This is a genomic window from Phaeacidiphilus oryzae TH49, assembly GCF_000744815.1.
Taxonomy (GTDB): Bacteria; Actinomycetota; Actinomycetes; order Streptomycetales; family Streptomycetaceae; genus Phaeacidiphilus; species Phaeacidiphilus oryzae.
This window is the reverse complement of record NZ_JQMQ01000005.1, coordinates 3,220,234-3,244,498: the sequence shown is the minus strand read 5'-3', so window position 1 is coordinate 3,244,498 and position 24,265 is coordinate 3,220,234. Positions and strand designations below refer to the sequence as shown.

At 73.8% G+C, this 24,265-nt stretch carries 22 protein-coding genes, 1 tRNA gene and 1 pseudogene; 12 read left to right on the top strand and 12 right to left on the bottom strand.

Translation table 11 applies throughout. The features are described 5' to 3' along the window. Positions 1 to 8: 8 nt before the first annotated feature. A pseudogene (locus BS73_RS18170) lies at positions 9 to 1,262 on the bottom strand (MDR family MFS transporter); the annotation flags it as partial. A gap of 199 nt (positions 1,263 to 1,461) precedes the next feature. On the opposite strand from BS73_RS18170, the gene BS73_RS18165 reads away from it, so the two are divergent. Then, entirely contained in the window at positions 1,462 to 2,226 is a 765-nt protein-coding gene (locus BS73_RS18165) for a phosphoglyceromutase (protein WP_037573857.1), read from the top strand. Positions 2,227 to 2,571: 345 nt separating this feature from the next. Here BS73_RS18165 and phoU read toward each other — a convergent pair whose 3' ends face one another. Next, positions 2,572 to 3,234, bottom strand: coding sequence for a phosphate signaling complex protein PhoU (phoU, locus tag BS73_RS18160; protein WP_037573855.1), 663 nt, complete (start codon positions 3,232 to 3,234; stop codon positions 2,572 to 2,574). Between the two features lie 177 nt (positions 3,235 to 3,411). On the opposite strand from phoU, the gene BS73_RS18155 reads away from it, so the two are divergent. Both BS73_RS18155 and BS73_RS18150 read left to right on the top strand, forming a co-directional pair. After that, positions 3,412 to 4,719, top strand: a complete 1,308-nt coding sequence (locus tag BS73_RS18155) for a sensor histidine kinase (RefSeq protein ID WP_037573853.1) — start codon at positions 3,412 to 3,414, stop codon at positions 4,717 to 4,719. Further along, positions 4,716 to 5,399 carry a response regulator transcription factor gene (locus BS73_RS18150; RefSeq protein WP_037573845.1) on the top strand — a complete coding sequence of 228 codons (684 nt, stop codon included), beginning with the start codon at positions 4,716 to 4,718 and terminating at the stop codon, positions 5,397 to 5,399. The genes BS73_RS18155 and BS73_RS18150 overlap by 4 nt, the downstream gene beginning before the upstream one ends. Before the next feature lie 89 nt (positions 5,400 to 5,488). Here BS73_RS18150 and BS73_RS18145 read toward each other — a convergent pair whose 3' ends face one another. After that, the gene (locus BS73_RS18145; RefSeq protein ID WP_037573843.1) at positions 5,489 to 6,142 is read right to left on the bottom strand and encodes a hypothetical protein; all 654 of its coding nucleotides are present in this window, start codon (positions 6,140 to 6,142) and stop codon (positions 5,489 to 5,491) included. A gap of 603 nt (positions 6,143 to 6,745) precedes the next feature. Between BS73_RS18145 and BS73_RS18140 the strand changes: the two genes are divergently transcribed. The 6 genes from BS73_RS18140 (at position 6,746) to BS73_RS18115 (ending at position 13,140) form a co-directional block, all read left to right on the top strand. Next, positions 6,746 to 7,228 carry a CarD family transcriptional regulator gene (locus tag BS73_RS18140; RefSeq protein ID WP_037573841.1) on the top strand — a complete coding sequence of 161 codons (483 nt, stop codon included), beginning with the start codon at positions 6,746 to 6,748 and terminating at the stop codon, positions 7,226 to 7,228. 332 nt (positions 7,229 to 7,560) lie between these two features. Beyond that, positions 7,561 to 8,295, top strand: a complete 735-nt coding sequence (ispD, locus tag BS73_RS18135; protein WP_037573839.1) for a 2-C-methyl-D-erythritol 4-phosphate cytidylyltransferase — start codon at positions 7,561 to 7,563, stop codon at positions 8,293 to 8,295. Next, positions 8,285 to 8,803, top strand: a complete 519-nt coding sequence (gene ispF, locus BS73_RS18130) for a 2-C-methyl-D-erythritol 2,4-cyclodiphosphate synthase (protein ID WP_235215441.1) — start codon at positions 8,285 to 8,287, stop codon at positions 8,801 to 8,803. Before ispD ends, ispF begins: the two co-directional genes overlap by 11 nt. A gap of 115 nt (positions 8,804 to 8,918) precedes the next feature. Next, positions 8,919 to 10,337, top strand: a complete 1,419-nt coding sequence (gene cysS / locus BS73_RS18125) for a cysteine--tRNA ligase (protein ID WP_037573835.1) — start codon at positions 8,919 to 8,921, stop codon at positions 10,335 to 10,337. A gap of 68 nt (positions 10,338 to 10,405) precedes the next feature. Next, a complete protein-coding gene (gene rlmB, locus BS73_RS18120; RefSeq protein WP_037573833.1) occupies positions 10,406 to 11,386 on the top strand; it encodes a 23S rRNA (guanosine(2251)-2'-O)-methyltransferase RlmB in 981 nt (326 codons plus the stop codon). Positions 11,387 to 11,472: 86 nt separating this feature from the next. After that, positions 11,473 to 13,140, top strand: coding sequence for a DoxX family protein (locus BS73_RS18115; protein WP_051940069.1), 1,668 nt, complete (start codon positions 11,473 to 11,475; stop codon positions 13,138 to 13,140). A gap of 204 nt (positions 13,141 to 13,344) precedes the next feature. Here the strand turns inward: BS73_RS18115 and BS73_RS18110 are convergent, their stop codons facing one another. The 3 genes from BS73_RS18110 to BS73_RS18100 all read right to left on the bottom strand — a co-directional run bounded on the left by BS73_RS18110 (position 13,345) and on the right by BS73_RS18100 (position 15,950). Beyond that, positions 13,345 to 14,094, bottom strand: a complete 750-nt coding sequence (locus BS73_RS18110) for a nucleotidyltransferase family protein (protein WP_037573824.1) — start codon at positions 14,092 to 14,094, stop codon at positions 13,345 to 13,347. A 126-nt stretch (positions 14,095 to 14,220) separates the two neighbouring features. Beyond that, positions 14,221 to 14,670: a hypothetical protein gene (locus BS73_RS18105; protein ID WP_152617645.1), complete on the bottom strand. Its 450-nt coding sequence runs from the start codon at positions 14,668 to 14,670 to the stop codon at positions 14,221 to 14,223. Between the two features lie 170 nt (positions 14,671 to 14,840). After that, positions 14,841 to 15,950, bottom strand: a complete 1,110-nt coding sequence (locus tag BS73_RS18100; protein WP_037573817.1) for an ABC transporter ATP-binding protein — start codon at positions 15,948 to 15,950, stop codon at positions 14,841 to 14,843. Positions 15,951 to 16,156: 206 nt separating this feature from the next. Here BS73_RS18100 and BS73_RS18095 point away from each other — a divergent pair. The 3 genes from BS73_RS18095 to BS73_RS18085 all read left to right on the top strand — a co-directional run bounded on the left by BS73_RS18095 (position 16,157) and on the right by BS73_RS18085 (position 18,656). Then, positions 16,157 to 16,230 (top strand) — tRNA-Thr (locus BS73_RS18095). A 103-nt stretch (positions 16,231 to 16,333) separates the two neighbouring features. Then, entirely contained in the window at positions 16,334 to 17,548 is a 1,215-nt protein-coding gene (locus tag BS73_RS18090) for an SPFH domain-containing protein (protein ID WP_235215440.1), read from the top strand. Positions 17,549 to 17,564: 16 nt separating this feature from the next. Continuing rightward, positions 17,565 to 18,656, top strand: coding sequence for a hypothetical protein (locus BS73_RS18085; RefSeq protein ID WP_152617644.1), 1,092 nt, complete (start codon positions 17,565 to 17,567; stop codon positions 18,654 to 18,656). Positions 18,657 to 18,763: 107 nt separating this feature from the next. Here the strand turns inward: BS73_RS18085 and BS73_RS38270 are convergent, their stop codons facing one another. From BS73_RS38270 to BS73_RS18055, 6 genes are all read right to left on the bottom strand, one after another. Continuing rightward, positions 18,764 to 19,720, bottom strand: a complete 957-nt coding sequence (locus BS73_RS38270) for a hypothetical protein (RefSeq protein WP_037573810.1) — start codon at positions 19,718 to 19,720, stop codon at positions 18,764 to 18,766. Beyond that, a complete protein-coding gene (locus BS73_RS18075; protein WP_037573807.1) occupies positions 19,717 to 20,634 on the bottom strand; it encodes an ABC transporter ATP-binding protein in 918 nt (305 codons plus the stop codon). The genes BS73_RS38270 and BS73_RS18075 overlap by 4 nt, the downstream gene beginning before the upstream one ends. Further along, the gene (locus BS73_RS18070) at positions 20,631 to 21,020 is read right to left on the bottom strand and encodes a GntR family transcriptional regulator (RefSeq protein ID WP_037573804.1); all 390 of its coding nucleotides are present in this window, start codon (positions 21,018 to 21,020) and stop codon (positions 20,631 to 20,633) included. The genes BS73_RS18075 and BS73_RS18070 overlap by 4 nt, the downstream gene beginning before the upstream one ends. Positions 21,021 to 21,175: 155 nt before the next feature. Continuing rightward, positions 21,176 to 22,750: a M48 family metalloprotease gene (locus BS73_RS34780; RefSeq protein ID WP_051940067.1), complete on the bottom strand. Its 1,575-nt coding sequence runs from the start codon at positions 22,748 to 22,750 to the stop codon at positions 21,176 to 21,178. A 168-nt stretch (positions 22,751 to 22,918) separates the two neighbouring features. After that, positions 22,919 to 23,275, bottom strand: a complete 357-nt coding sequence (locus BS73_RS18060; RefSeq protein WP_037573802.1) for a hypothetical protein — start codon at positions 23,273 to 23,275, stop codon at positions 22,919 to 22,921. A 168-nt stretch (positions 23,276 to 23,443) separates the two neighbouring features. Continuing rightward, positions 23,444 to 24,223 (bottom strand): AraC family transcriptional regulator, encoded by a 780-nt coding sequence (locus tag BS73_RS18055; protein WP_037573799.1) that lies wholly within the window; start codon positions 24,221 to 24,223, stop codon positions 23,444 to 23,446. Positions 24,224 to 24,265: the final 42 nt, after the last annotated feature.

Here is a 24,265-nt window from a genome sequence, read left to right as displayed (position 1 = left end):
CGCCTTCCGGCCCCGGCCGCCGGCAGCCGCCGGGCGAGCAGCAGATAGCCGGCCGCGATCAGCCCGCCGAGTCCGGCGCAGGAGAACCACAGCCCCCGGCTGCCCAGCTGCTCCAGCAGCAGGCCGCCGCCCAGCGGGCCGGCGAACGCGGCCGCCGACCAGGCCAGGTTGTTCATCCCCTGGTAGCGGCCGCGGGCGTGGTCCGGGGAGAGCTCGGCGGTGAGCGCCATCGAGGTCGGCGCGTTGACGATCTCGCCGACCGTCCAGACCGCGACGCTGGCCGCGTACCCCCAGGCGGTGTGGGCGAAGGCGGAGAGGCCGAAGCCCAGGCCGGTCACCAGCGCTCCGGCGCACAGCAGGCCGCCGCGCCCGTGGCCGGAGAGCAGTCTGGTCAGCGGGATCTGCAGGAGGACGATCAACAGCCCGTTCAGCCCGGCCACCAGCCCGTACACGGTGCTGGAGATGTGGTCCTGGCCCATGCTGACCGGCAGCGTCGAGTTGCACTGCTGGTAGATCAGCGCGGTCAGGAAGGTCAGGCCGACCAGCGCCATGAAGCGGAGGTCGCGGAGGACGGCGCGGAGTCCGGCGGACTCGGCGCCGGAAGCCGGGGCGGTCCTGCCGCCGGCCCCGGCGGCCCCCGCCGCCTCCGGCCGGGTCTCCGGGACTCGGAGGAAGACCACCACCGCGCAGAGCAGCGTGCTCGCCGCGTCCACCAGGAAGAGGGTCAGATAGCCGTGCGCGGCGACCACCCCGGCCACCGCCGCCGAGACGCCGAAGCCGATGTTGATCGCCCAGTAGTTGAGCGAGAAGGCCCGCACCCGGTCGGCCGCCGGTACCAGGTCGGCCATGATCGCCGAGGTCGCCGGCCGCCCCGCCGAGCTGGTCAGCCCGACCAGGAAGGCCACCGCGGCGATCGCCGTCCGGCCGTCCGCGAAGCCCAGCCACAGGGTGGCGGCCGCCGTGCCGAGCTGGGCCGCGAGCAGCGTCGGGCGGCGGCCGATCCGGTCCGCGAGCACCCCGCCGACCACCGAGGCGACGGCTCCGCCGAGCCCGAAGAGCGCGGCCACCAGTCCCGCGTAGCCGGCCGAGTACCCCCGGTCGGCGGTCAGATAGAGGGCCAGGAAGGGGACGACGAAGCCGCCGAGCCGGTTGATCAGCGTCGAGGTCCACAGCCACCAGTACGCGGGGGGCAGCCCGCCGACGGTCTGCCGCAGGGCCGAGACCGCTGAGTTCGGCGCGGGCGCGGTCGCGGCGTCGGGCATGGCGGTGGCTCCCCCTGAGGCGCGGTGCGGGAGCGGCCGCCGCTGCGAGGTGGGCAGCGGGCCGTCGGGCACCGGCGGTAATCGGCGAAATCGGTAGACGCAGATTACGCGGGCGTCCGGACCGTCGGCCAACCGTTATCCGCGGGCGGTTCCGCGCCCCGCGCCTCCGCCGCCGGGGCCGTCGATTAGGCTGCTGGCCATGGCTGAAGCTCCCTACCGGCTCGTGCTCCTCCGTCATGGTGAGAGCGAGTGGAACCAGAAGAACCTCTTCACCGGTTGGGTCGACGTCGACCTGAACGAGAAGGGCGAGAAGGAGGCCGCGCGCGGTGGCGAGCTCCTCACCGCCGAGGGCCTCCTGCCCGACGTCCTCCACACCTCCGTCCTCCGCCGCGCGATCCGCACCTCGCAGATCGCCCTGGAACGCGCCGACCGGCACTGGATCCCGGTCCGCCGCAGCTGGCGGCTGAACGAGCGGCACTACGGCGCCCTCCAGGGCAAGGACAAGGCCGCCACGCTGGAGGAGTTCGGCGCCGAGCAGTTCCAGCTGTGGCGCCGCTCCTACGACACGCCCCCGCCGCCGCTGGCCGACGACTCCGAGTACTCGCAGGTCGGCGACGCCCGCTACGGGGAGCTCCCCAGCGAGCTGATGCCCCGCACCGAGTGCCTGAAGGACGTCGTGGTCCGGATGCTGCCGTACTGGTACGACGCGATCGTGCCGGATCTGGCCGCGGGCCGGACGGTGCTGGTCACCGCGCACGGCAACAGCCTGCGCGCGCTGGTCAAGCACCTGGACGGGATCTCCGACGAGGACATCGCCGGCCTCAACATCCCCACCGGCATCCCGCTCCTCTACGAGCTGGACGCCGACTTCAAGCCGGTCACCAAGGGCGGCCGCTACCTCGACCCGGCGGCCGCGGCCGCCGCCATCGAGGCGGTCAAGAACCAGGGCAAGAAGAAGAGCTGACACCGCGACGGCGGTGACGAAGAGGTGCCGGCGGCCCCCCTCTCCAGGGGAGCCGCCGGCACCTTCTCGTCGGGTCTGCCCGGACCGGGCCGGCCGGTCAGTGCTTGCAGCCGCAGTTCCCGCCGCACTGGCACGGGCCGCCGGACTGGCAGCCGCAGCCGCATCCGGCGCCGCAGCCGCATGCGGACGTCGTCGGGTCGGGCGGGGTCGAGGCGTGCGTCATGCGGACCCTCCTCAGCGAGGCGTGGCTTCCCGTCGAGTGAAGCCCGGGCGGTGACGGAGCGTCAACGGGCGCGCGGTGGCACCACCGCTCGGGCCCCATGCGCCCCCCGCCGCTCCGATCGCTCAGGCGTCCGGCACGAAGTCGTCCGCGTGCTCCCCGGTGACCAGGTACACCACCCGCTTCGCCACCGAGACCGCGTGGTCGGCGAAGCGCTCGTAGTACCGGCCGCAGAGAGTGACGTCCACCGCGGTCTCGATGCCGTGGTGCCAGCGGTCGTCCAGCAGATGCGAGAACAGCTCGCGGTGGAGCTCGTCGATCGCGTCGTCGTCCCGCTCCAGCTCCAGCGCGGCGTCCACGTCCTTGGTGGAGATCACCAGGCCGGCCTTGGCCACCAGCCGCTGGGCCAGCTGCCCCATCTCCAGGACGATCGGGTGGAGGTCGGTCGGCACCGCCGACTCCGGGTACCGCAGCCGGGCCAGCTTGGCCACATGCCGGGCCAGGTCGCCGGCCCGCTCCAGATCGGCGCTCATCCGCAGCGAGGTGACCACGATCCGCAGATCGGTCGCCACCGGCTGCTGCCGGGCCAGCAGGTCTATCGCCCGGTTCTCCAGGTCGTGGTGGAGCCGGTCCACCTTCTCGTCGGCGGCGATCACACTCTCCGCCAGCTCCAGGTCCGCGTCCAGCAGGGCGGTGGTGGCCCGCCCGATCGCCGACCCGACCTGGCGGGCCATCTCGACCAGCCCGTCCCCGATCGAGTCCAACTCCTCGTGGTAGGCGTCCCGCATCGCTGCTCCTCGATTCCTCGGCTGCCTCCGTCCACCACAGGATCGGCGGCCCGAACGTCCCGGGAGCCCAGTGGGAGTGAACCGGCACCGACCTCAAGGTGAATTCTCGGCGACCGGCGGCGGATGCCTCGCTCTCGGGCCGACTGCCGGTCACCGGCGTGCGCTTACGCTGAACGCATGGACATGGACGTGGCGGCTGCCGCCTCGAGCGCCCTGGTCGGCCTCGGGGTCGGTCTCACGGCCGCGTTCGCCTTCCGCTGGAGCGAACGCGAGCAGCACCGGGAGACCCCCGCCCGCCGTCGGCGCACCGACGGCGGCGACGGGGGCGGCCGGCCCACCGAGCCCGCCCTCCCACCGGGCGTGGACACGGTCCTCTCCGTGCTGCGCTCCTGCGCGGTGGTGCTGGACGAGAGCGACGGGGTGGCCAAGGCCAGCTCCGCCGCGTACGCCCTGGGCCTGGTCCGCGGCGGCACCCTGGCCGTCGAGGACATCCTGCTGATGGCCCGCATGACCCGGCGGGACGGCGAGATAAGACAGGCCGAGCTGGACGTACCGCGCGGCTCCGGCACCCGGGCCGGCGCGGCCTCCGACCAGCTGGCCGTCTCGGTCCGGGTCGCCCCCCTGGGTTCCCGCCTGGTGCTGGTGCTGGTCGAGGACCTCACCGAGTCCCGGCGGATCGAGGCGGTCCGCCGGGATTTCGTGGCCAACGTCAGCCATGAGCTCAAGACGCCGGTGGGCGCGCTCTCCCTGCTCTCCGAGGCGGTGCTGGACGCCAGCGACGACCCGGAGGCGGTCCGCCGGTTCGCCGGCCGGATGCAGATCGAGTCCACCCGGCTGACCAGCCTGGTCCAGGAGATCATCGACCTCTCCCGGGTCCAGAACGACGACCGCCTGATCGACCCCGAGCCGGTCGCGGTGGACGAGCTGGTCGCCGAGGCGATGGACCGCTGCCGGCACCAGGCCGGGGCCAAGCAGATCACCATCGCGGCCGGCGGGATGTCCGGGCTCTTCCTGCACGGCAACCGCGGCCAGCTCGCCGCCGCCCTCGGCAACCTGGTCGAGAACGCGGTGAACTACAGCCCCGCCCGCACCAGGGTGGCGATCGCCGCCCGCAAGGCCCCCGCGACCGGAAAGCGGGGTGCGGGGGAGACGGTGGAGATCTCGGTGACCGACCAGGGCATCGGCATCTCCCCGGCCGACCGGGAGCGCATCTTCGAGCGCTTCTACCGGGTGGACCCGGCCCGCTCGCGGGCGACCGGCGGCACCGGCCTCGGGCTCTCCATCGTCAAGCACGTGGCCGCCTCGCACGGCGGCACCGTGGCGGTGTGGAGCGTCGAGGGCCAGGGCTCCACCTTCACCCTCCGGCTTCCCGCCGGCTCCCCGGTCGACTCGTCCCCACTCGAACCCACTGGCCCTGAGGCCGCGCCGGATCCGCAGTCCGGCGAGGCCGTGGAACCCGTCCCTGCCCCGGAGGCCCGATCGTGACTCGCGTGCTCGTCGTCGAGGACGAGGAATCGTTCAGCGACGCGCTGTCGTACATGCTGCGCAAGGAGGGATTCGAGGTGGCCGTGTCGGCCACCGGACCCGACGCCCTCGACCAATTCGAACGCAATGGCGCCGATCTTGTACTGCTCGACCTGATGCTGCCGGGGCTGCCCGGCACCGAGGTGTGCCGCCAGCTCAGGGTCCGCTCCAACGTCCCGGTGATCATGGTCACCGCCAAGGACACCGAGATCGACAAGGTGGTCGGCCTGGAGATAGGAGCCGACGACTACGTCACCAAGCCGTACTCCTCGCGGGAGCTGGTCGCCCGGATCCGCGCGGTGCTCCGCAGACGTGGCGAGGGGGAGGAGACCGCCGCCCCCGGCGCCCTGGAGGCCGGTCCGGTCCGGATGGACGTCGACCGGCATGTGGTCACCGTCGACGGCGCCAAGGTCGACCTCCCGCTCAAGGAGTTCGACCTGCTGGAGATGCTGCTCAGGAACGCCGGCCGGGTGCTCACCCGGATGCAGCTGATAGACCGCGTCTGGGGCGCCGACTACGTCGGCGACACCAAGACCCTGGACGTCCACGTCAAGCGGCTCCGGGCGAAGATCGAGCCCGACCCGGGGGCCCCGCGCTACCTGGTGACGGTCCGCGGCCTGGGCTACAAGTTCGAGCCCTGATCCCGGACCGGCGCCGACCGCCGGATCCCGGAAGCCGCAGGCCCCGCAGCGCTCGCCGAGCGCTCCGGGGCCTGTTCGCGTTCCACCGGTCAGTGGGTGGGGCTGGCCGTGGCCTTCGCGGTGGTGGTCGCCTTGGCGCCGGCGGTGGCCTTGCCGGTGGGCTTGGCGGTGCCGCCGGGCGAGGCCGGCGCGGAGGCCGGGGCGGACGCCTTGGCCGGGGCCGAGGCCGGCGCGGCGGTGGGCGCGTACGGGGCGTAGTACCCGGTGCCGGTCGTGGTGGAGGCGTTCACCGAGACCTGGCCGGCCTGGGCGAACTGGAACACCACGGGGGTGTAGGAGCCCAGCTGGACGCCGGTGAGGTTGGGCACCTGGGCCCGCACCTGGCCGGGGGCGCTGAGCGCGACCGAGCCGCCGGCCGGGATGGTGACGTCGGCCACCTTCTTGCCGCCCTTGGTCAGATCGGCCGGGGCACCGTTGACCATGACCGAGTTCAGGGTCTCGGCCGAGGCGCCGGTGTTGCTGATCGCGACGCTGAGGTTGGCCGGGCGGTTGGTGTCACCGGCCGCGTCGGCGATCACGACCACGTTGTTCAGCTTCAGGTTGTCGCTGACCGCGGTGGCCACGTTGTTCGGCTTCACCTGCAGGGAAGCGGCGGTACCGCCGGCCGAGCAGGCGGCGAGGACGGGCGCGCTCGCGATGATGAGGGCGGCGACTACGCCGCGTCGAAGGCTGCGGCTGCTCACGGCGGCGGCTTCTCCTTGGACGATTCTCGGGCGGTCCGTCGTACAGACCTGGACCTCTGGCCGGGCTTAGGTTACCGAGCCTCTTTATCCGCTCCTCACCGGGAGGGGTCCGTGTCGCGAACTGCGCGTTCCCGGCCCTTTCCGCGCAGGTCGCGCGGTCGTCGCGGCGGGTCGCCTGGCGGCGGCGGGCCGCGCGGGGGATCGAACGGCACGTCAGAAGGGGGCCCCATGGGCGCGCGTGGCGCCTTGGGGTCGGCTTGGGGCGTAGTGAGGTGTCCAGGGGGCGCGTGGCGTTCCTCGCGCGCTGGGAGGTGCGTGCGCATCGCCTCGCGCGCCCGTCCACACCTCGGCTCCGCTCGGACGGATGAAGATCATTTCAGTTCCCGAGCGTGGCGGAAATCCAAGATCTGTGGCTTGTTCCGGTCATGTTTCAGAACTCGCGATCAACGCTCCGACCTGCGGGAAATGCCCCTCGAACTGGGGTCGCAGCATGCGGCGGGGGCAGTTGTCAAGCCCTGAGACTGGCTCTGACCTGCGGAAACGCCCTTCGGATACGGCGGCGGTCGTGTTATTCTGGAAAACCACGGAAGGGGTACCTGTCACATGACGTTCAAGGTTGGCGACACCGTGGTCTACCCCCATCACGGGGCCGCGCTGATCGAGGCCATCGAGACTCGCCAGATCAAAGGCGTGGACAAGACCTACCTGGTGCTGAAGGTGCAGCAGGGTGACCTGACACTGCGCGTGCCCGCGGAGAACGCAGAGTTCGTCGGCGTGCGCGACGTGGTCGGCCAGGACGGACTGGACCGGGTCTTCGAGGTGCTGCGTGCACCGTACACCGAGGAGCCCACCAACTGGTCCCGACGCTACAAGGCGAACCTCGAGAAGCTCGCTTCGGGCGACGTTATCAAGGTCGCGGAGGTCGTGCGCGACCTGTGGCGGCGCGAGCGCGAGCGCGGCCTCTCGGCCGGTGAGAAGCGGATGCTCGCCAAGGCCCGTCAGATCCTGGTGAGCGAACTGGCGCTCGCCGAGAACACCAACGAGGACAAGGCCGAGACCCTCCTGGACGAGGTGCTCGCCTCCTGACGGGCCGCCCCCCGACAGGCTGAGGCCTTCCGGTGGCCTCCGGTCCTGAACCATCCACAGAGCCTGAGCCGTACAGCGCCCGGTGATTCGCAGTCCGACCCACTGCGATGCCGCCGGGCGCTGTGGTGTGTGCCAAGGTGTTGCCCGGTGGCACCCGGCAACCCGGAGCCGCAGCTCCGGACCCTGTCCGGGGTCCGTCCGTCGTGATGTGCCGACCGTCCCTCAGGTGCTGTGCCGGGGCAGGCGGTTGGTGCTCCACGGAAGGGTCCCGCCCCCGCACGACGAAGGCCATACCCACATCCCCGAAGGAACGAAACCTGAACGCCGCAGCAGTGGTCCCCGCCGCAGGCCGGGGCGAACGACTGGGGCCCGGAGCCCCGAAGGCCCTGCGAGAACTCGGTGGTGTGCCGATCCTGGTGCACGCCGTCCGCGCGCTGCTGGGCGCGCGTTCCGTGCGCACCGTCGTGGTGGCGGCCCCGGCCGACGGCGTGCCGGGTGTCCGCGCGCTGCTGGACGAGCACGGGCTGCCCGGTCAACTCGGCAAGGACGTACGGGTGGTGGCCGGCGGGGAGACCCGGCAGGAGTCCGTGCGGCTGGCGCTGGCGGCGCTGCCCGAGGAGACCGAGGTCGTGCTGGTGCACGACGCCGCCCGGCCGCTGGTGCCGGTCGAGGTGATCGAGGCGGTGGCCGGCGCGGTGGCCGCGGGCTCCGACGCGGTGGTGCCTGCCGTGCCGCTGGCCGACACCGTCAAGCAGGTCGAGCCGGCCGCCCGGCCGGGCGGGCCCGAGCCGGTGGTCGGCACCCCGGAGCGGGCGCGGCTGCGTGCCGTGCAGACCCCGCAGGGCTTCCGGCACCGGCTGCTGGTCGACGTCCACGCCAAGGCCCTTGCCGCGGAGGGGACTTCGGACGAGGCGCCGGTGACGGACGACGCCGGACTCGTGGAGCGGTTCGGCGGCCGGGTGGTCGTGGTGCCCGGCCACGAGGAGGCGTTCAAGGTGACCCGCCCGCTGGACCTGGTGCTGGCCGAGGCGGTTCTGGCGCGAAGGAGGGCCGTCGATGGCTTCTGACCGGATGACGGATCCCCGGCCGGTGCTGCCGCGTACCGGGATCGGGACGGACGTCCACGCCTTCGAGGCCGGGCGGGAGTTGTGGGTCGCCGGGCTGCTCTGGGACGAGGCGGCCTCCGGCGGCTACGGCCTGGCCGGCCACTCGGACGGGGACGTGGCCGCCCACGCGGCCTGCGACGCCCTCTTCTCGGCGGCCGGGATCGGCGACCTGGGGGCGCACTTCGGGACCTCGCGCCCGGAGTGGGCCGGGGCCGCCGGGGTGAAGCTGCTCGGTGAGGCGGCCCGGCTGGTCCGGGCGGCCGGGTTCGAGATCGGCAACATCGCCGTCCAGGTGATCGGCGTCCGGCCGAAGGTGGGGAAGCGGCGGGAGGAGGCCCAGCGGGTGCTCTCCGAGGCCGCCGGAGCCCCCGTCTCGGTCGCCGGGACGACCAGCGACTCGCTCGGCTTCACCGGGCGGGCGGAGGGCCTGGCCGCGCTGGCCACGGCGCTGGTCTACCCGGTCGGCTAGCCGCCGGCGCGCGGGTCGCGGTGGTCGAAACGGCCAGGGCGTTCGACCGCCTCCGACGGGTGTTCCGGGCCCGGAACGGGGCTGGGCACCCCGCCGCGCCCACTAGTCTTGACGCGTGACTATTCGCCTGTACGACACCAGCACGCGCCAGGTCCGCGACTTCGTCCCGCTCGTGCCGGGGTGCGTCTCGATCTACCTGTGCGGTGCCACCGTGCAGGCCGCCCCGCACATCGGGCACATCCGGTCCGGCCTGGACTTCGACGTGCTGCGCCGGTGGTTCGCGTACCGCGGCTACCAGGTCACCTTCGTCCGGAACGTCACCGACATCGACGACAAGATCATCGCCAAGGAGCGCGAGCTCGGCACGCCCTGGTGGCAGATCGGCTATGCCAACGAGCGGGCCTTCGACGACGCGTACACCGCGCTCGGCTGCCTGCCGCCGACCGGTGAGCCGCGGGCGACCGGGCACGTCCCCGAGATGGTCGAGATGATGCGGGGCCTGATCGAGCGGGGCAACGCCTACGCCGCCGACGGCAACGTCTACTTCTCCGTCACCTCCTACCCGGACTACCTGGCGCTCTCCAACCAGGAGCTGGAGAACCTGCGGCAGCCCTCGGGCGAGGGCGAGACCGGCAAGCGCGACCCGCGCGACTTCGCCCTCTGGAAGGCGGCCAAGGAGGGGGAGCCCAGCTGGGAGACCCCCTGGGGCCGCGGTCGGCCCGGCTGGCACCTGGAGTGCTCGGCGATGGCGCACAAGTACCTCGGCGAGGCCTTCGACGTCCACGGCGGCGGGATCGACCTGATCTTCCCGCACCACGAGAACGAGATCGCCCAGTCCAAGGCCTACGGCGACCGCTTCGCGCAGTACTGGGTGCACAACGCCTGGGTGACCATGAGCGGCGAGAAGATGAGCAAGTCGCTCGGCAACTCGGTGCTGGTCAGCGAGATGGTGCAGCGCTGGCGGCCGATCGTGCTGCGGTACTACCTGGCCGCCCCGCACTACCGCTCCACCATCGAGTACAGCGAGGAGGCGCTGCGCGAGGCCGAGTCCGCCTTCGGGCGGATCGAGGGCTTCGCGCAGCGGGTGGTGGAGCAGGCCGGGGTGGTGGAGCCCGCGGCCGAGGTGCCGCCGGCCTTCGCCGAGGCGATGGACGACGACCTCGGGGTGCCGCAGGCGCTGGCCGTGGTGCACACCGCGGTACGGCAGGGCAACGCGGCGCTCGCCGCGGACGACAAGGAGAACGCGGTCGCGCGGCTGGCCGACGTCCGTGCGATGCTCGGGGTGCTCGGCCTCGATCCGCTGGACGACTTCTGGACCGGGGCCGGGGCCGGCGCCGGAGCGCGGGGCGGGGCCGGCGGAGTGCCGTTCGAGGTCGCGGACAGCCTGGTCCAGCTGGTGCTGGAGCAGCGCCAGGCGGCCCGGGGCCGCAAGGACTACGCCACCGCCGACGCCATCCGGGACCGGCTCGCCGAGGCCGGCCTCAGCGTCGAGGACACCCCCAACGGCAGCCGCTGGACACTCCGCTCGGAGTGAGCCCGGCACGACCGGCAGACACACGCGTACGCACGCAGGCAGCAGCAAGCAGGAAGCAGGACTGAGCGATGGCCGGCAACAGCCAGCGGAGGAACCGCCGCAACCCGGGTTCCAAGAAGGGGATGCAGGTCGGTACCGGCGGCCACCGCCGCAAGGGCCTGGAGGGCAAGGGTCCGACCCCGCCCGCCGAGGCCCGTACCGGGCACCCCAAGAAGCGGGCCGCCGAGGCCCGCGCCAAGCGCGCGGCCGCGCGCTCCGGCGCCGGCAGCCGCCGTCCGGGCGGCCGCGGCGGGCGGGGCACGGCCGAGCTGGTGGTCGGGCGCAACCCGGTGGTCGAGGCGCTGCGGGAGGGCGTGCCGGCGACGGCGCTGTACGTCCAGCAGTTCATCGACAACGACGAGCGGGTGCGCGAGGCGCTGCAGCAGGCCAACGAGCGCGGGGTGCCGCTGATGGAGGCCCCGCGCCCGCAGCTGGAGCAGATGACCAACGGGCTCAACCACCAGGGCCTGGTGCTCCAGGTGCCTCCCTACGAGTACGCCCACCCCGAGGACCTGCTGGGGCTGGCGGCGGACGCCGGCGAGGACCCGCTGATCGTGGCCCTGGACGGGGTCACCGACCCGCGCAACCTGGGCGCCGTGGTGCGCTCGGCGGCGGCCTTCGGCGGCCACGGGGTCGTGGTGCCGGAGCGCAGGGCGGCCGGGATGACCGCGGGCGCCTGGAAGACCTCGGCCGGCGCGGCGGCCCGGATCCCGGTGGCCAAGGCCACCAACCTGACCCGGGCACTGGAGGCGTACCAGAAGGCCGGCTGCTTCGTGGTGGGTCTGGCCGCCGACGGCGAGGCCGAACTGCGGGACCTGGACGCGCTGGACGGCCCGGTGGTCGTGGTGGCCGGGTCGGAGGGCAAGGGGCTCTCCCGGCTGGTCTCCGAGACCTGCGACCTGACGGTCCGGATCCCGATGCCGGGGCAGGCCGAGTCGCTGAACGCGGGGGTCGCGGCGGGGATCGTCCTCTACGAGGCGGCGTCCCGGCGGGCCGGCAAGCGCGGGTAGCGCGGCGGCCGCCCGGCCTTCCGGAAGGAAGATCTCCCTGGCCCGGGTGACCGTGTCCTTCGGGCGGGTCACTCGGTTAGTGGTATGTGGACACCAGAACGCGCGCGCAGGGTACGGAGGAGCCGGAGCTCGCCCGGGTCAAGGTGCCGTCGGATCCCGCGCGGCTGAACACGACCACGGCCAGCTTCCGCCTGCGGTTGGCCGATCCGGTGCAGCCGCGGATCTCGGTGCCGCCCGAGCTCTTCGCCGGGGCGGCCGCCGGGGCCGCCGCGGGAGCGCGGCCCTGGCAGGTCGGACCGGTGGTGACCGGCGGCCGCACGGGGCGGCGTCTGGTGGTCGACGCGCAGCCGACGCTGCTGCCGACCATGATCAGGACCTCCCGGGGCGAGGCGCTGGTGGGCGCGGCGGCGGCCGGCCCGGTCGAGACGGAGGCGCCGCGGCGGCCCGGCCGGGTCTCCCCGATCACCTGGACCGGCAGCCCGGACTCCGGGCTCGTCGACGCGGTGCGCGGGGGAGTGCCGGGGCAGGGCGCGGCGCCCGTCGGCGCGGACGACGACACCCGGGCGATGGCCCGGATCGCGGGACTCACCCACCAGCCCGGCCCGGACCGCGGCTGGTACGGCTCCGGCGCCGGGGCGCGCAGCGGGGACGAGACGACCGAGACCGACCTGGACACGGTCCGGCTGCGGGCCTTCGTCCCGGAGGGGGCCGAGGAGTACGCCGAGTACGCCCGCACCCACGGCCGGGACGCGGCCTCAGGCGAGCAGCGGCACGCCTGGTACCCCGGGCGCCGGGTGGACCTCGGGCTGGTGCTGCTGCCGCTGCGGGTCTTCCTCGGCGGGATCTCGATCTACGCCGGGTTCAGCAAGCTCTGCGACCCCGTCTACTTCGACGGCGGGGTGCGCGGCTCGATGATGCACTGGCTGCAGTCGCTGCATCCCTGGGAGTTCGCCCAGCCGCTGGTCACCTGGGCCGAGAGCCATCCGGTCGGGGCCGGGCTCGGGGTGGCCTTCACCCAGGTCGTGGTCGGCGTGCTGGCGATGCTGGGGCTGTGGACCCGGATCGCCTCCGCGGTGGCGATGCTGCTGGCCCTCGCGCTGCTGCTGACGGTCAGCTGGCGCTCGGTGCCGGTGTACGACGCGCCGCAGATCATCTACCTGGCCGCGTGGAGCCCGCTGCTGATCGCCGGGGCGCCGTTCTTCTCCCTGGACGGCCGGCTGGCGCTGAACGCCTGGCGGCGGTACGGCAATTCGGCTCCGGTGAGCGTGCAGCGGCGGCGGGTGCTGCGTCGCGGGGCCGTCCTCTCCAGCCTGGTCATCGGCGCCACGCTGGTGGCGGGGGCGCTGTTCGGCGCCGCCGTGCGCAGCACCCAGGTGCGGAACTCGGTCGACCCGCAGCAGCCTTCGGTGCCGACGCAGTACCCGAGCCCGGTGTGGCCGAGCGCGCTGCCCTCGCCGGGGGCCGGGAAGCACGGGATCGTCCACCGGCCCTCGGCGCGGCCCAGCGCCGGTGCGCCGACCTCGGCGGCCGCGACCGCCGGCCGGCACGCCTCGCCCTCCGGGACGGTGACCGGCTCCGGCAGCGGTACCGGGACCGCGAGTTCGGGCGCCGGGGCGACCGGCACCTCCTCGCCCACCCACCACCACAGCGGGACGGCCCGCTCCTCGGGGGCGCCCACGCAGTCCGGCGGGGGCGGCGGCGGTGGCGGCTCGGCGCCGCCCTCCGGGGGCGCCCTGGGCGGGCTGCTGGGCTAGCGGCGGGCCGCCTGACCGGCCGCCTGACCGGCCCGCCCCGCCGGACCGGGCTACGGCCTGACCGCCTGCCGTACGGACGTCAACGGGCCCTCCCGCCGAGCGATCGGCGGGAGGGCCCGTCTCGTTCTCGCGAGGGGAGATGTTCCGTCCGTCGCGGGCCGTCCGCCGGAGGCCGGGGGTCGCGGGCTGCGGGGGCGTCGGGGGTCAGCTGCCTGCGCGGGAGCGGAGTTCGGCGAGTTCCTTGGCGGCCTCGGAGAGGTCCTTGGCGGTGTCGATGGCCCGCCAGTAGACGCCCTGCGGCAGCTCGTAGCCGGAGAGCCGGCGTTCGCGGGCGAGGCGCGGGAAGGTGGTGCGCTCGTGGTCGCCGAGGGCCGGCAGCATCCCGGTGAACTCGGCGGAGAACACATACACCCCCGCGTTGATCAGGTACGGGGAGGGCGGGGCCTCGATGAAGTCCAGGACGTTGCCGAAGCGGTCGGTCTCGACCGTGCCCCAGGGCAGGCGGGGGCGGGCCAGCGCCAGGGTGGCGTGGGCGTCCCTGGCCAGGTGGAAGGCGGCCATGTCGCGCAGCTGGAAGCGGGTCCAGATGTCCCCGTTGGTCGCGTACCAGGGCTCGTCGGCGCGGGGCAGCGAGGCCGCGGCGTAGCGCAGGCCGCCACCGCGGCCGAGCGGCTCCTTCTCCACGACCGTGACCACCTTGAGCGGCAGGTCGGTCTGGTCCAGCCAGTCCTGGAGCACCTCGGCGAGGTGGCCGCAGGAGATCACGACATCGGTGACGCCCTCCTCGGCCAGCCACTCCAGCTGGTGGCCGATGATGGGCACCCCGGTGCCGGGGACCTCGATCATCGGCTTCGGCATGGTGTCGGTGTAGGGCCGGAGCCGGGAGCCCTGGCCGCCGGCCAGGATGACGGCCTGGGTCACAGGCGGCTGCGACTGGAGGTCAGCGGTGGTCATGCACAAACCCTAAGGCTCGGGGGTGAGTGCTGGGGAAGGACCGTGGCGACTGTGCGGTGAGTGCCGAATGAGCTCCGGGTTCACAGCCGGTGGACCGGCGGTGGCGTCACCGGACCGGCGGCGGCGTCACCCGCCGATGCTGCCGGCGGCGAACGAGCCGTCGCAGACCGGGCGGGCGTAGCCCAGGGCGCGGCGGACGTTGCCGTCGTACTTCCGCACCGCGGCGCGGCCGAGGTCGCGGGCGATGCCGGTGCAGTACCGGGTCAGCGAGGGCTGCTGCTGCATCGCGGCGGACAGCTCGTCCAGGGCGACGCCCGGGTTCTGCCGCTGAAGGACCGTCAGCAGGCGGTTGCGCAGCAGGTCCTGGGGGGCCTGCGGCTTGGTGGCGGGGCTCCCGGCGGGCGTGCCGGTGCCGCCGATCGCCCCGGAGTCCGAGGTGGTGGCGAGCACCTGCTCGTCGTGGCTGGACGGTGGTGCCCAGGGGACCCTGGTCACCGCCAGGGTGCCGGTGGTCACCAGGACCAGCGGGAGCATGAGCGCGAGGGTTCGGCCGATACGGCGGGCAAGCTGCTTCACGCCCGAGATGCTAGCGATAGGTAGTGATATGGCGACATTTAGTCACCCTGATGGGTGACGTTGAACCGTTTTTCCTTGGACGGAAGTTGACGAAACGCCCGCTGCCCCCCGTCCGGCGGTCCGGTCGGGGGGCAGCGGGGCGTCGGTCGCCGGCGGCCGGCGGCCCAGGGTCAGTCGCTGAGGCGCTTGCCGGTGGAGGTGGAGAAGACGTGGGTCTCGCCGGCGCGGGGGACGACGCGGAGCTGGTCGCCCTTCATCGGGATGTCCCGGCCGCCGACGCGCACCACCAGGTCGATGGTCTCGGTGCCGACCTTGGCCGAGCCGTAGACGTAGCCGTCGGCGCCCAGCTCCTCCACCACGTTGACGGTGACGGCCAGGCCCTTGTCCTCGCCTCCGCCCTCGGTGCCGCCGACGATGTCCAGGTGCTCGGGGCGCACGCCCACGGTGACGGTCTTGTCGCCGGCGTTGGCGGCCTCGCCGACCGCGTCGCGGGAGACCTGGACGACCGACTCGCCGAACTTCACGCCGCCGTCGGTGATGGGCACCTCGACCAGGTTCATCGCGGGGGAGCCGATGAAGCCGGCGACGAAGAGGTTGGCCGGGCGGTCGTACATGTTGCGCGGGGTGTCCACCTGCTGCAGCAGGCCGTCCTTGAGGACCGCCACCCGGTCGCCCATGGTCATGGCCTCGACCTGGTCGTGGGTGACGTAGACGGTGGTGATCCCCAGGCGGCGCTGCAGGCCGGCGATCTGGGTGCGGGTGGAGACGCGGAGCTTGGCGTCCAGGTTGGACAGCGGCTCGTCCATCAGGAAGACCTGGGGCTCGCGGACGATCGCGCGGCCCATCGCGACGCGCTGGCGCTGGCCGCCGGAGAGGGCCTTGGGCTTGCGGTCCAGGAACTCGGTCAGGTCGAGGATCTTCGCGGCCTCCTCGACCTTGCTGCGGATCTCCGCCTTGTTGACGCCGGCGATCTTCAGGGCGAAGCCCATGTTGTCGGCGACCGTCATGTGCGGGTACAGCGCGTAGTTCTGGAAGACCATCGCGATGTCGCGGTCCTTGGGCGGCAGGTGGGTCACGTCCCGCTCGCCGATCCGGATGGCACCGTTGTTCACGTCCTCCAGGCCCGCCAGCATCCGCAGGCTGGTGGACTTCCCGCAGCCGGACGGACCGACCAGGACGAGGAACTCCCCGTCGGCGATCTCCAGGTCCAGCGCGTCCACCGCGGGCTTGTCGCCCCCGGGGTAGATCCGCGTCGCCTTGTCATAAGTGACCGTGGCCATCGTTGGCCCTCCCCTTCACCGGCAGGAACGTGCCGGACGATCCGAGTAAAGGTGTAGTCCACCCGGGCGGCGGACCTGCCGTGACTGTACGGGGAGGCCCGGAGTTTGTCAGTACCTGTGTGCGAGTGAGTTTCCCCATGGCCGAGGCCGGACGGGTAGACTGCCCGACGGTCCGGCCGTGGCGGCGAGCCGCGGACCGGTACCACGCCTCCTTAGCTCAGCTGGCCAGAGCAACGCTCTTGTAAAGCGTAGGTCGTCGGTTCGAACCCGACAGGGGGCTCTGCTCAGTGGATCGCAATCCGCCGACGGCTGGCCGGTCCGGGGGCGCCCCGGGCAGGCGGGTGGGGTGGCGGGCCGACCATGGGGGGTCTGCCGTGGGCTTCATGGATGCCATCCGCGGCGAGTTCATCGACATCGTCGAGTGGACGGACGACAGCCGGGACACGCTGGTGTGGCGGTTCCCCCGGCACGACAACGAGATCAAGATGGGCGCCCGGCTGGTGGTCCGGGAGTCGCAGGTCGCGGTCTTCGTGAACGAGGGCCGGATCGCCGACGTCTTCGCGCCCGGCACCTACACCCTGCGGACCCAGAACCTGCCGCTGCTGTCCACCCTCAAGGGCTGGAAGTACGGGTTCGACTCGCCGTTCAAGGCGGAGGTCTACTTCGTCACCACCCGGCAGTTCACCGACCTGAAGTGGGGGACGGCGAACCCGGTGATCGTCCGGGACGCCGAGTTCGGCATGGTGCGGCTGCGGGCCTTCGGCACCTGCGCCGCCCGGGTGGTGGACGCGGCCGCGCTGCTGCGCGAACTGGCCGGTACCGACCCGCAGTTCAGGACCGAGGAGGTCGCGGAGTACCTGCGCGCGCTGATCGTCAGCCACCTCTCGCAGGCGCTGGCGACGGCGGGTGTGCCCATCCTCGACCTGGCCACCCAGCAGGACTCGCTGGCCTCCCGGCTGGCCGGGATCCTCAGCGAGGACCTGCGGTCGGTCGGCATCGAGCTGCCGCGGTTCTCCATCGAGAACATCTCCCTGCCGCCGGAGGTCGAGGCGGCGATCGACACCCGCTCGCGGATGGGGATCGCCGGCGACCTCGACCGGTACACCCGGTTCCAGGCGGCGGACGCGATCGGCGAGGCGGCCCGCAACCCGGGCGGCGCGGGCGAGGGCATCGGGCTCGGGGCCGGGCTGGCGATGGGGCAGCGGCTGGCGAACGCCCTCGGGCCGCAGCCGGCGGCAGGGCCGCAGCCGGCGGCGCCCGGACAGCAGGCCGCGCAGCCCCCGCAGCCGCAGGCCGCGTCGCAGCAGCCCCCGCAGCGGCAGGCCGTGCCGCCGCAGCCGCCGTCCCCGCAGGGGGCCGTGCCGCCGCCGCTGCCGCAGCCGGCCGCGCAGTGGTTCGTGGCCGTGGGCGGCCGGCAGTACGGGCCGTACGAGGAGGAGACGCTGCCGGGTCTGATCGGCTCCGGCCGGTTCACCCGGGAGACGCTGGTGTGGAAGGACGGGATGGCCGGCTGGCTGGCGGCCGCGCGGGTGCCGGAGCTGGCGGCGCTGTTCGGCTCGGTGCCGCCGCCGCTGCCGCCGCAGCCGCCGCAGTCCTGACCGGGGGAGGCAGCGGATGAGGATGGTGGAGCGCGGGGCGGGCGCCGACGGGCAGTCGTACCCCTGCGGGGCGTGCGGGGCGGTGGTCGAGTTCGCCCCGGAGGCGGGCGTCCTCAAGTGTCCGTACTGCGGCAGCGAGCAGGCCGTCGTGCCGCAGCAGCGCGCGGTGCGCGAGCATCAGATCGAGGAGCTGGCGGCGCTGCCGGTGAAGCCGCTCTCGGCGGTGGTCGGGCGGGCCTTCGTCTGCCCCGGCTGCGGGGCCCGCACCGAGACCGGCGACCTCTCGGCGCGCTGCCAGTTCTGCGCGACCCCGCTGGTCGCCGACGCGGGGGCGACCGAGCGGATCGCGCCCGAGGCGGTGGTCCCGTTCGCCCTGAACCGGGCCGAGGCGCGGGAGCGGCTGCGGAAGTGGACCTCCTCGCGGTGGTTCGCGCCGGGCGGTCTGAAGAAGGTCACCGAGGCGGAGACGTTCAAGGGCAGCTATCTGCCGCACTGGACCTTCGACGCGGCCACCACCTCGTACTACGAGGGGCAGCGCGGCACCCACTACTACACCACCGAGACCTACACGGACGGCGACGGCCGACAGCAGACCCGGCAGGTGCAGCACACCAGTTGGCACCATGTGTCCGGGACGGTCCGGCGGGACTTCGACGACGTGCTGGTGCCCGCGACCGGGCGGGTGAGCGGCAAGCAGCTGGCGAAGCTCACGCCGTGGCCGCTGGCGGAGGCGGTGCCGTACCAGGCGGAGTACCTGGCCGGCTTCCAGACCGTCCGGTACGACGTCGAGCCGGAGCAGGGCCTGGAGACCGCCAAGGGCGAGATGGACCGGGAGATCCGCTCGGACTGCCGGTCGGACATCGGGGGCGACGAGCAGCGGGTCACCTCGGTGGACACCCGGTACGCGGACGTCACGTTCAAGCTGATGCTGCTGCCGGTGTGGTTCCTCACCTACCTCCACGCCGGGAAGAGCTGGCAGGTGATGGTGAACGCCAGGACCGGCGAGGTGATCGGCGACCGCCCGTACAGTCCGGCGAAGATCACCGCGATGGTGCTGGTGGTGGCCGCGGTGATCGCCGGGATCGTCCTCGCCTTGACGCTGAAGTAGCCCGACGGAAGAGGCGGTCGGCCCGTCGGCAGAGGCGGTCGGCGGGCCGTTCGTACGGGGCCTGCGGCCGCACTTGGCGGCCGGCGAACGGTCTTCGCGGTCAGCGGTCAGGAGTGGCCGGTGCGGCGGCGGAGGACGCGGAGGGCGGTGTGGCCGAGCAGTGCGGTCAGCGCCAGCACCAGCGCGGTGGAGGCTAGTTGGTAGGGCCAGTAGTCGCCCGGGCGGAGGGAGTTGAGGAGGTAGGTGTCCTGCGGCAGGGCGCCGTAGAACTGGAGGCCCAGGATGCCGCCGGGGTGGATGCCGTGGGTCTCGGCGAGGACCGGGAAGTCGAGGAGCGCCGCCGCCCGGGAGCGCACCAGCAGGGCGGCCAGCAGCCAGGTCAGCGCGGGGGCGCCGACGGCCGCTCGCAGCGGGTCGCGCAGCACCGTGCCGGCCAGCGCGCCGGCCGCCACACCGAGGAGGACGTAGGCCACGGTCACCGGACCGAGCGAGTAGTACGCCACGCTGCGGGACCATCCGTAGGCGAGGAGGTCCAGGTGGCGGGCGTGCGCCGCGTTCGCCTGGTACAGCGCCACCACGGGGGTGAAGAGGACGGCGAACAGACCGGCCAGCACCGCCCAGCGGATGGTGAACCAGCGCTGCGGGGTGACCGACTGACCGAGCGTCAGGGCGGTGCGGCCGGACTGCCACTCGCGCCCGGTCATCAGGGCGGCGACCACCGCGGCGAACATGGCCGGCCAGAAGGAGATCCGCCCGCCGTCCTGGAGGAGGGCGTCGTTCATGGCGTTCGCGCCGTGGCTGAGGTACTCCCAGTGGTACGCGTAGCCGCCGACCCGGGCCCGGAGGCGCTCGGCGTCCGACCAGCTCAGGTAGCGGTGCACCAGCACACCGGCCAGCACGATCGCGACCAGGAGCAGGCCGGCGGCGAGCGGGCGCACCAGCCGCAGTGCGGTCCTGGTCAGGGCCCAGGTGCCGGCGGCCGAGGGGAGGTCGCCGCGGTCGGCGCGGCCGGAGCGGCCGGAGCGGTCGCCGGCGGTCGCGGTGCGGGTGGCGGCGGTGCTCATGCGGCGGTCTCCTCGGCGGACTGCGGCTGGGAAAGGTCGAGGTCCAGGGCCTGGGGGGCGGAGAGGTAGGCGAGCACCAGCTCCTCCAGGGAGGGGGTGCGGGGCTCCCAGGCCTCCGGCAGCGGTGCGGACGGGCGGAGGAGGGCGCTGGTTCCGCGGCCGGCTGCGCGGGACTCCACCACGGTGTGCCCGGAGAGCTGCTCGGCACCGCCGGCCACAGTCACCACCGCGTGCGCGGCGGTGAGTTCGTCGATGTCGCCGCAGACCCGGGCGCGGCCTCTGTCGAGCAGCAGCAGATGGTCGCAGACGTCGGCGAGCTCGGTGATGATGTGCGAGGACATCACCACAGTGCTGCCGTTCTCCGCGACATCCGCCATCAGCAGGCCCATCAGCTCCTGGCGGGCCAGCACGTCCAGATCCGCCATCGGCTCGTCGAGGAGGAGGAGGTCGGCGCGCTTGCCGAGGGCCAGGGCCAGGGCGACCCGGGTGCGCTGGCCCCCGGAGAGCTCGCGGATGCGGGTGCCGGCGCCGAACCCGCCCGCGGCGACGACCCGTTCGGCCAGCTCGGCGTTCCATCCGCCCTGGTTGGCGCGGGCGCCGTAGCGGAGGGTCTCGCGGACGGTGAGCCAGGGGAAGAGCGGGCGGCCCTGGGCCAGATGGGAGATCCGCGGGTGGCCCGCGCGGGGTGGTCCGCCGAGCACCTCCAGCGAGCCGGCGCTCGGGCGGTCCAGCCCGGCGACGGTGTCCAGCAGCGTGGACTTGCCGGAGCCGTTGGGGCCGACCAGCGCGCAGATCACCCCGGCGGGCAGCCGGAAGGTGCAGTCGCTGAGGGCGTCGGGGCCCCGGCGGCGGTATCTCCGGCTGAGGCCGCGGGCTGCGAGCACCGGGGCAGAGCCGCTGGCGGATGGCGTCATCGGGGGTCCTTCGGCGGGTAGAGGGCATCGAGTACGGCGGTGAACAGCGCGGCGAGGTCGTCCCGTTCCAGCCCGGCGGCGCGGGCGCGGGCGGCCACGTCCTCCAGCTCTGTCCGCCAGGGCGATTCGGCGGAGGTGGTGCCGAGGGTGCCGACAATGAACGTCCCGTGCCTGCGCCGGGTCTCGGCCAGGCCCTGGGACTCGAGCTCGCGGTAGGCCTTGAGCACGGTGTTGGGGTTGAGGGCGGTGGCCTCGACCACCTCGCGGGCGGTGGGCAGCCGGTCGCCCGGCTCCAGCAGGCCCAGGCGGAGTGCCTGCTGCACCTGCTGGACGATCTGGAGATAGCTGGCGACACCGCTTCGCCGGTCTATCCGGAAGGCGAACAAGGCAGCTGTCCACCCTTCATTCCACTATTCGCGTAGTGGAATGGTGGACCTCTCCGCCGTCCTACGTCAAGCTCGGCCCTTCGCGGCGGGCAGCGGGGGGTGTGCGGGGGGCGCGAAGAGGGCGCGCAGCGGGACGGTGGTCGGGGCGTCGCCGGTCAGCGCGGACATCGCGGCCTCGGTCGGCTCCTCGATCCCGGGCGCGTACGCGAGGTGGAGGGCGTGCGCCCAGGTGTGGGTCCAGCGCGCGCCCCCGCTCTCCACCAGGGCCGCGCAGACCACCGGCACCAGCGCCTGCTGGAAGGCGGTACGGGCGGTACGGGCGGTACGGGCGGTACGGGCGGACGGCCGGGGCGCCCGCCCGCCGGCGGGGTGCGGCAGGGCGTCGGCGACCGGCTCGGCGACCGCCTCGGCCACCGCGTCCAGGCCGGCGGAGTCGATGACGTCGAGCAGCTCGGCGAGCCCGGCGACCGGGCGGCCAGCGACCGCGGAGGCGGCCGCCAGCAGCGGGCCGGACTCGCGGGCCAGGCGCTCGCGCCCGGCCTCGTGGGCGAGTTCGGCCCAGCCGACCCGGCGCTTCCCGGCCGCCTCGGCGGGCAGGGCGTGCTCGGCGACGGCGGCGCAGATCCGGTCGGCGTCCCGGAGGAGGGCGATGGCGGGGGTGTCGGGGTCCTCGGCGGCGCCGGGGTCCGCGGGACGCCGGGGTGGGCGGCGGGGTGGGCGCCGGCGTCCGGCCTGGCCGGAGGCCGCTCCGCGGCGGCCCGGTTCAGGGCGGCGATCCGCCGGCGGACCGGCGGGTGGGAGTCGTAGGGGTCCAGGGCTTCGGCGTCGGTCGCGGCGCGTTCGCCGACCGCGGCCAGCTCGGCCTGCCGGGACGGTTCGGCGAGCAGCGCGCGGAAGCCCGCGAAGAGCTCCTCGGCCGGCGGCAGCACCCCGGCGTTCCAGCCGACGGTGGCATAGCGGCTGACGTAGTAGTCGAAGGCGGCGTCCAGCTCCGGCAGCCGGCGCAGAGCGGCGACGGTCGCCTCCGTCCCGGCGATCCGCGCGGCGGTGCGGTCGGCGGCGAGCTCCTGGCTGCGGCTGACCGACTGGGTGAGGCGCAGGTACAGCTGCGCGTACCAGGAGAAGAAGGCCCGCAGCGGCCGGTGGATGCCGGCCTGCCGGTCCTGGTAGGAGCGGGCCAGGGCGAGGAGTCCGGTCCGGCCGCGGACCGTGGCGGCGGCGAACCGGACGTCGTGGTGGGCGCAGTGGCCCAGCTCGTGGGCCAGCACCGAGTCCAGCTGACGGGAGGTCAGCCCGAGCTGGAGCGGTATCCCCAGATACAGCCGTCGGCGGCCGGGGAGGAGGCCGAGAAGCCGGGTGGACTCGCTGATCGCCGCGTTCACCTCGGGTATCAGCCGTACCTCGGACGGCGGTCGGGTGCCGACCTGGTCGGCGATCCGCCGGATCCGGGCCCACAGTTCGGGCTGCTCCTCCGGGGTCACCGCGATGCCGCCGGGCGGACGGCCGCGGCGGACCCGGCTGGCGGCCAGCCCCCGTACCAGCGGGGCGGCGATCACCGCGGTGCCGGCGATCACCTTGCCGTCGGCGAGCAGCGGGGTGCCCGGCCGGGGGTGAAGGAGCAGTGAGACGTCGAGGGCGGCCAGCGCGGCGAGGGTGCCGACCGCCACCGCGTAGAAGCCGAGCAGCAGCGCCACCGCGCAGAGCGCGCGTCTCGCCGCGGTTCGCACCATGCCCCCCGCCACCCCTCCCTCTCCCGGCTCCTCCTCCGGCGCTCCCCGAGCCGCGGACCGTGGGCCGCGGATCGTGAGATGTCGTCAAGGCCGTGTGAGAGACGAGTAAAGCGCATCCGACCGACATGTGGGGACGGCGGCTGGTGGGAGGGCCGGGCGGCCGGGGTCTCAGCTCGGCGGCGGGGGGAGGTGGGAGACGGTCAGGCAGAGTTCGCCGCGCTGGGCGGCGGTGAGGTCGCGCAGCAGGTCGCGCTCGCGCAGGCCGGCGGAGCGCAGCAGGTCGTGGGCGCCGAACCAGCCCATCCCGGGGAGGGCGCGGAGCACGGAGCCGACGTTCATCGAGGCCGCCGCGGGGTCCCCGTCACGGGCGGCGCGGAGCACCCGGGCCAGTCCGGCGAGGCCGTCGGTGGAGATCTGGCCGAGGAGCAGGATGCGGCGGTGGTGGAGCTCTTCGGCCTCGGGGCGTACCGGGTCCTGCGGCCGGTCCGCGGGGCGGGGCCGGGGGCGGCTGGTGGCAGCGGTCATGGTGATCGCGCTCCTCCCGTGGCGGAGGGTGGCGGCCGCCTGCCGGGCGGTCGTCGACCGTGCGGGTCACCGGGCCCGAAAGGCCCGGGTTCTGCATGGTACTCCCGTGCTTTTGCATCATGCAAAGGGTGGCCCGGGGAGCCCAGCCCCGGGAGCCCGCGGCGGCGGTTACGGGGCCGGTCGGTTGAAGACCGAGGGCGGCAGGCCGAAGGCGCGGCTGAAGGCCGCGGTGAAGGCGGCGGGCGAGGAGTAGCCGAGGCGGGCCGCCGTACCGGTGACGCTGTGCTCGCGGAGCAGGGGGACGGCGGCGACCAGGCGGGCGCGGGCCCGCCAGGCCGCCGGGCTTGTGCCGAGCTCGCGCCGGAAGCGGCGGGTGAAGGCCCGCTCGCTGGTGGCCAGGCGGCGGGCCCAGTCCTCGTTGCGGAGCCGGACGTCGGGGGCGGTCAGATAGCCGCGGCAGAGGGCGGCCAGTTCGGGGGAGGCCGGCAGGTCGATGTGGAGCGGCAGGGAGGGGCGGGTGGAGAGGGCCGCGAGTTCGTGGAGCAGCAGGGCGGCGAGTGCGCCGTCCCGTCCGCCCTCGTCGTAGGCGGGGTCCAACTCCACTGCGGCCAGCAGGAGTTCGCGTACCAGCGGGGGGACGTCGGCGATCCGGCAGGAGGCCGGCCACCAGGGTGCGACCGCCGAGGGTTCGAGATAGAGGCTGCGGGTGCTGACGCCGAGCATGGTGACCCGGTGGCGGGTGGCCGGCGGGATGAGGATGGCGCGGTCGGTGGGGACGGTCCAGGCGCCGTCCACGGTCTCGACGATCATCACCCCGGTGGCGCCGTAGAGGAGCTGCGCCCGGCGGTGGCGGTGCCAGTCGAGGACGTGGCCGGGGGTGTAGTCGGTGCCGATGGCGAGGACCGGGCGGGCGATCCGGTCGTAGTCGTCGAGGGAGACGTTGCGCACGGGGCTGAGGCTAGTGCCGCGGGTGGTCGGGGGCGTGGTGGG